Genomic DNA, 6194 nt, shown 5'->3' with positions numbered 1-6194 from the left:
GGCGAGGTCGACGCTGCCCGCCGGCGGCATCGGCCCGAACGCGGGCGGCAGGCCCAGCACGCCGAGCGAGCGTTCGCGGTCGGCGAGGACGATGCCGAACCGCAGGGCCGCCGCGACGGGCGAGCCCGCCTCGCCGGTGTCGACCACCCAGACGGTGCCGGGCTCGGCCTTCGCGAACCAGTCCGCGACCTGCCGCACGAACGAAACGTCGACGGCTTCGCCGACCGGGCGCGAAAAGCTGGCGTCGACGGCCGGGCTGCCGGACGTCCAGATGCTCAGCTGCGGCAGGTGCCCGAGCATCGTCTCGACGGGGACCATCCACGTCCCGCTGTCCTTGCCGACGACCACGCCGACGACGTGGCCGGTCGCCTCGTCGAGCACCGCGGTGCCACCGAAGCCGGGACCGAGCGGTTCGGCTTCGGTGGTGCGGAACAGCCGGACCCATTCGCCGCCGGTCGGTTCCGGGGCGCCGAGCCGGGCGTGGGTCCACCGGCCGACCGAGCCGGGCGGGAAACCGAAGGCGCGCACGAGCTGGTGCTCGCCGAGCGGCATGCGGTGCAGCGGCGCGCGGAACACGCGCGATTCGGGGCGCTCCAGGCGCAGCAGGGCCAGATCGCCGTGCCCGCCGCCGTCGGAAGGCACCCAGCAGCCCTCCACGACGGTCGCGGCGCCGGGCAGCGCCTCGGCCAGGCCGACGAAGTCGACGGTCATCGCGGACTTCGGCCCGCCGGCGGTCTCGACGACGTGCGCGCTCGTGAGCACGTGGTACTCGTCCAGCACCGTGCCCGCCCCGCACACCCGGCCGAGTTCGTCGTGCAGCCGGACCCGCCAGCGTCGTCGCTCACGCTCGAACCCCATTCGGCGGACCCTACGCCGTGATCGCTCCCGGCCGGGCGCCGACCTCCCTACCCAGCGGTAATGGCTCACCCGAACGGAGTCCCACGTTGGTAGGAACGCCGAACGGTGTTGTATGCGGGTGAGTATTTCCGTCAGAGGCGTCGAAAAAAGGTGCGCTGCTAGACGCGTCCGAACACCCAGCTGCCGGGCGCGGCGGGGTCGTCGCCGGCCCAGAACTCGTACCAGTGGCCGGTGAACTCGTCGTGGGAAAGCCGTCCGTCGCCGTCGGTGTCGAGGAGGGCGAACACGTCGTCGGCGGGAGTGCCGCCCCACGCCTCGATCATCCGGCCGTACTCCGCCGCCGAGATCGCGCCGTCGCCGTTTTCGTCGACCGCTTCGAACATCGCCGATGCCGTTCCGGTGACCGCGCCGGGCATCCGCGGGAGCTCGTCGACGACGCCGAGGACCTCGTCGAGGGAGACTTTCCCGTCGCGGTCGCGGTCGGACGCGTCGCGCAGGGTCGCCCACCAGCCCATCATGATCGCGGCGAGCTTCCCGCCCTCGGGGGTGCCGCTGCCGGTGCCGCGCACGTCGAGCCACCTCGCCGTGAGCGCCCGGAAGTCGGCCTCGGTCAGGTACCCGTCATCGTCGGCGTCCATGGCGCCGAAGACGACGGAGATCTTGCGTCGCTGGAAGTCACTGGCCATGGCGGACAGCATCGCCGCGCCGGACGGCACCCGACGACGTCCGCCCGGGTGCAGCCGCGCCACGACCCGGTGATCCGGGCCGTGGCACAGCGTGAACTCAGTGCGCCGCTTCGTTCCAGGACCGGCCGTAGCCGACCGAAACCTCCAGGGGCACCGCGAGGGCGTACGCCGAGCCCATGCCGTGGCGCACCAGCTCCTCCAGCTGCTCCCGCTCCCCCTCGGCGACCTCCAGCACGAGTTCGTCGTGGACCTGCAGCAGGATCCGGCTCTTCAGCTTCGCCTCGACCAGCGCGCGGTGGACGTTGAGCATCGCGACCTTGATGATGTCCGCCGCGCTGCCCTGGATCGGGGCGTTGAGCGCCATCCGCTCGGCCATCTCGCGGCGCTGGCGGTTGTCGCTGTTGAGGTCCGGCAGGTAGCGGCGGCGGCCGAAGACCGTTTCGGTGTACCCGTTCTTCGCCGCGACACCGACCACCGAGTGGAGGTAGTCGCTGATGCCGCCGAAGCGCGTGAAGTACGCCTCCATCTGCTCCTTGGCTTCTTCGGTGGAGATCCGCAGCTGCTGCGAAAGCCCGTACGCCGACAGCCCGTACGCGAGGCCGTACGACATCGCCTTGACGCGGTAGCGCAGCTCCGGCGTGATCTCCTCCGGCGGCATCGAGAACGCCCGCGACGCGACGAACGTGTGCAGGTCCTCGCCCGAGTTGAACGCCTCGATCAGGCCCTCGTCCTGCGAGAGGTGCGCCATGATCCGCATTTCGATCTGGCTGTAGTCCGCGGTCATCAGCTCGGTGAAGCCCTCGCCGACGACGAAGGCGTCGCGGATGCGGCGGCCTTCCTCGGTGCGGACCGGGATGTTCTGCAGGTTCGGCTCGGTCGAGGACAGCCGCCCGGTGGCCGCGATGGTCTGCAGCAGCGTGGTGTGGATGCGGCCGTCGTCGGCGACGGACTTGATCAGCCCTTCGACCGTCGTGCGCAGCTTCGTCGCGTCCCGGTGCTCCAGCATGTGCTGCAGGAACGGGTGTTCCGTCTTCTCGAACAGGCCCTGCAGCGCCTCGGCGTCGGTCGTGTAGCCGGTCTTGGTGCGCTTGGTCTTCGGCATGCCCAGCTCGTCGAACAGCACGACCTGCAGCTGCTTCGGCGAACCGAGGTTGATCTGCTTGCCGATCACCGCGTACGCCTCGTCGGCGGCCTGCGTGACGCGCGACAGGTAGTGCGCTTCGAGCGTGGTCAGCTGCTCCAGGTCGACGGCGACCCCGGCGATCTCCAGCTCGGTGATCACCTCCAGCAGCGGCAGCTCCAGCTCGGCGAGCAGCTTCGCGCCGCCGATCTGCTCCAGCTCCTTCTCGAGCGCGCCGGCCAGCTCGAAGATGGCGCGGGCCTTGACGAGCTCCTCCTGGATCTCCTTCTGCTCCAGGCCTTCCGCGCCGCCGTCGAGCAGCGACAGCTGCCCGTCACCGCCGTCGGTCTCCGAGCGCAGCTCGCGGTGCAGGTAGCGCAGTGCGAGGTCGTCCAGCTCGAACGTGCGCTGCCCCGGGCGCACCAGGTACGCGGCCAGCGCGGTGTCCATCGCCAAGCCCGCCAGCGACCAGCCGCGGGCGCGGATCGCGTGCAGCGGGACCTTGAGGTCGTGGCCGGTCTTGCGGATCTCCGGGTCGGCGAGCCACGCGGCGAGCGCGGCGTCGTCGGCCTGGTCCATCGCCGTGACGTCGACGTACGCGCCTTCGCCGTCCGCCGCCGCGAAAGCGACCGCGCGCAGGTCGGAGCGGACCGACGCGCCCACCGTGCGGAACGCCAGCGCCACCGGCTGGCCCTTGCCGGCGTGCGCCGTCAGCCACGCGCCCAGCGCGCCGGGCGCGAGCGCGGCACCCGAGACCTCGAAGCCCTCGTCGGCCTCCGGCTCGGCGCTTTGCAGCGTCGCGAACAGCCTGTCCCGCAGCACGCGGAACTCCAGTTCGTCGAACAGCGCGTGCACGGCTTCGCGGTCCCACGGGCGCAGCTCGAGCCCGGACGGCGCGACCTCCAGCTCGACGTCCCGGATCAGCTCGGTGAGCTGCCGGTTCAGCTGGACCGAGCTCAGGTGCGCACGCAGCGCCTCCCCCGCCTTGCCCTTGACCTCGTCGACGCGGTCGATCAGGTCGTCGAGCGAGCCGAACTGCTTGATCCACTTGGCCGCGGTCTTCTCGCCGACGCCCGGGATGTTCGGCAGGTTGTCCGAGGGGTCGCCGCGCAGCGCCGCGAAGTCCGGGTACTGCCGCGGGGTGAGCCCGTACTTCTCCTCGACGGCGTCCGGCGTGAACCGGGTCATCTCCGACACGCCGCGCTTCGGGTACAGCACCGTCACCTGCTCGGTGACCAGCTGCAGCGCGTCGCGGTCGCCGGTACAGATCAGGACGTCGAAGTCCTCCGCCGTCGCCTGCGTGGTGAGCGTGGCGATGATGTCGTCGGCCTCGAAGTTCTCCTTCGTCAGCGACGGGATCCCGAGCACGTCGAGGACTTCCTTGACCAGGTCGACCTGGCCGCGGAACTCGTCCGGCGTCGAGCTGCGGTTCGCCTTGTAGTCGGCGTACGTCTCCGAGCGGAACGTCTTGCGCGAGAGGTCGAACGCCACCGCCAGGTGGGTCGGCGCTTCGTCGCGCAGCAGGTTGATGAGCATCGAGGTGAAGCCGAAGACCGCGTTCGTGACCTGGCCGGTCTTGGTCTTGAAGTTCTCCGCGGGCAGCGCGAAGAACGCGCGGTAGGCCATCGAATGGCCGTCGATCAGCAGCAGCTTCGGGCGCTCGGCGACGCTGGTCGATCCTGTGGCGTTGGCAACGGTCGTCTTCTCACTCGGGCTCACGGGGCCGAGTCTAGGCTGAGGGTCCGACACTCTTACGTGTCGCATAGGAACAGGAGCTTTGTGTGACGGACAGTGCCGCCCCCATCGACGTGGAGCGGCTGTCGGGCATCGACCCGGCGGCGGCGGACCAGCAGCTGAACGACAAGATCGGGATGAAGCTGCTCGAAGCGACGGCCGAACGCGTGGTCGGCACGATCCCGGTCGAGGGCAACCTCCAGCCGTACGGCCTGCTGCACGGCGGCGCGAACGCGGTGCTCGCCGAGGCGCTGGGCTCGACGGTCGCGGCGCTCAACGCGGGCCCGGACCGCGCGGCGATGGGGCTCGAGCTGTCCTGCACGCACCACCGGGCCGTGCGCGCGGGCACCGTGACCGGCGTCGCGACGCCGCTGCACGTCGGCCGCGGCACCATCACCGCCGAGATCGTGCTGACCGACGACGAGGGCCGCCGCACCTGCACCGCGCGGCTCACCTGCGTGGTCCGGGACCGCCCGCCGGGCGCCTGAGCCCCGTGGACCTCGACCTCGCCCAGGTGCGGGCGTTCGTGGAGACCGCCGAGCAGCGCCACTTCGGGCGGGCCGCCCAGGCGCTGTTCCTCACCCAGCAGGCGCTGTCGAAGCGCGTCCGCAAGCTGGAGGACGCCCTCGCGACGCCGTTGTTCGTGCGCACCAACCGGTCGGTCGAGCTGACCGCCGAAGGCGAGCGGTTCCTCCCGCACGCGCGCGAGCTGGTGCGGGTGGCCGACGCGGCGGTGGCCGCCATGGGCGCCGAAGACCGGCCGCTGCGCCTCGACCTGCTCGACTACCGCCTGTCCCCGATGTTCCTGCTGCGCCGGCTCGCCGAGCGGGAGCCGGCGCTGCGGGTGGACAAGGTCGCCGGCGGCGGGTTCGCCAACGCCGTCGAGAAGCTGCTGTCCGGCGAGCTCGACGCCGCCTTCGGGCGGGTCAACGGCTTCGGCCGGCCGCTGCCGGACGAGCTGGAGCACCGGGTCGTCCGGCTCGAACCGCTGGTCGCGCTGCTCGCCCCCGAACACCCGCTCGCCGTGCAGGAGGTCCTCCCGCTGGCCGACCTGCGCGCCGACGGGATCTGGCTGCCCGGCCTCAGCGGCCCGGCCGAATGGCTGTCCTACCTGAACGAGCTGTGCACCCGCTTCGGCGTGCCGATCGACGACTCCGGCGTCAGCTACGACCTGCGGCACACCCTGGAGCAGACGCGCTACGGCAAGCGGCGCGTCACGCTCGCCGGCGCGGACATGGAGCTCGCGCCCGACCTGAACCTGAAGGTGCTGCCGTTCGAGCCGGCCCCGCTGTTCCCGTGGTCGCTGGTGTGGCGGCGCGGGAAGGCGCACCCGGCGCTGAAGCGGCTGACGGCGCTGGCCGGGCGCACCAGCCGCGAAGAGGACTGGTGCGCCTACGACCCGGCGCACGCCTGGGTGCCCGACGACGACGTCAGCCTCGCAGCTTCCGCCCGAACCACTCGGTGAACGCGGCGTCGACGCGGGCCGCTCCCGGCGTCCCGGGCGGGAAGTCGTGCGCCATGCCCTCGACCGTCACGAGCTCGGCGCCCAGCTTCTCGTGCAGGGCGGCGGCCGGCTCGCGCACGGCGACGTCGTCGTCCGCCCCGGTGACGAGCAGCAGCGGCGCGGTCAGCTCGCCGGCCCGGTTCACGAAGTCGTAGCGCGCCGCCACCGCGCGGGACCGCTCGGTCCACGAGTAGGTCACCCCGAACCGCCGCTCGTTGGCGGCGATCATCGGCGCGAGCTGGACGACCGGGCTGGCCACCGCGGCGGCCGTGATCGCGACGTCCCCGCGCGC

Annotated in this window: 5 protein-coding genes and 1 pseudogene; 2 read left to right on the top strand and 4 right to left on the bottom strand. The window is 71.8% G+C overall.

The features are described 5' to 3' along the window. The 3 genes from G3I65_RS42230 to polA all read right to left on the bottom strand — a co-directional run. Positions 1-858, bottom strand: an 858-nt coding sequence (locus G3I65_RS42230) for a trypsin-like peptidase domain-containing protein (protein ID WP_160701060.1), incomplete at its 3' end; no start/stop codon positions are given. A 158-nt stretch (positions 859-1016) separates the two neighbouring features. Next, entirely contained in the window at positions 1017-1544 is a 528-nt protein-coding gene (locus tag G3I65_RS42225; protein ID WP_166641259.1) for an EF-hand domain-containing protein, read from the bottom strand. 97 nt (positions 1545-1641) lie between these two features. Continuing rightward, positions 1642-4383, bottom strand: a complete 2742-nt coding sequence (gene polA, locus G3I65_RS42220; RefSeq protein WP_160701059.1) for a DNA polymerase I — start codon at positions 4381-4383, stop codon at positions 1642-1644. A 62-nt stretch (positions 4384-4445) separates the two neighbouring features. Between polA and G3I65_RS42215 the strand changes: the two genes are divergently transcribed. Together G3I65_RS42215 and G3I65_RS42210 are read left to right on the top strand one after the other, a co-directional pair. Beyond that, positions 4446-4886 (top strand): PaaI family thioesterase, encoded by a 441-nt coding sequence (locus G3I65_RS42215; RefSeq protein WP_125312315.1) that lies wholly within the window; start codon positions 4446-4448, stop codon positions 4884-4886. 5 nt (positions 4887-4891) lie between these two features. After that, positions 4892-5863, top strand: coding sequence for a LysR family transcriptional regulator (locus G3I65_RS42210; protein ID WP_160701058.1), 972 nt, complete (start codon positions 4892-4894; stop codon positions 5861-5863). Here G3I65_RS42210 and G3I65_RS42205 read toward each other — a convergent pair. Beyond that, a pseudogene (locus G3I65_RS42205) lies at positions 5829-6194 on the bottom strand (alpha/beta hydrolase); the annotation flags it as partial. The gene G3I65_RS42210 and the pseudogene G3I65_RS42205 overlap by 35 nt on opposite strands.

The organism is Amycolatopsis sp. SID8362 (assembly GCF_010550475.1).
GTDB classification, from domain to species: Bacteria; Actinomycetota; Actinomycetes; order Mycobacteriales; family Pseudonocardiaceae; genus Amycolatopsis; species Amycolatopsis eburnea.
This window is presented reverse-complemented; position numbering and strand designations above follow the sequence as displayed.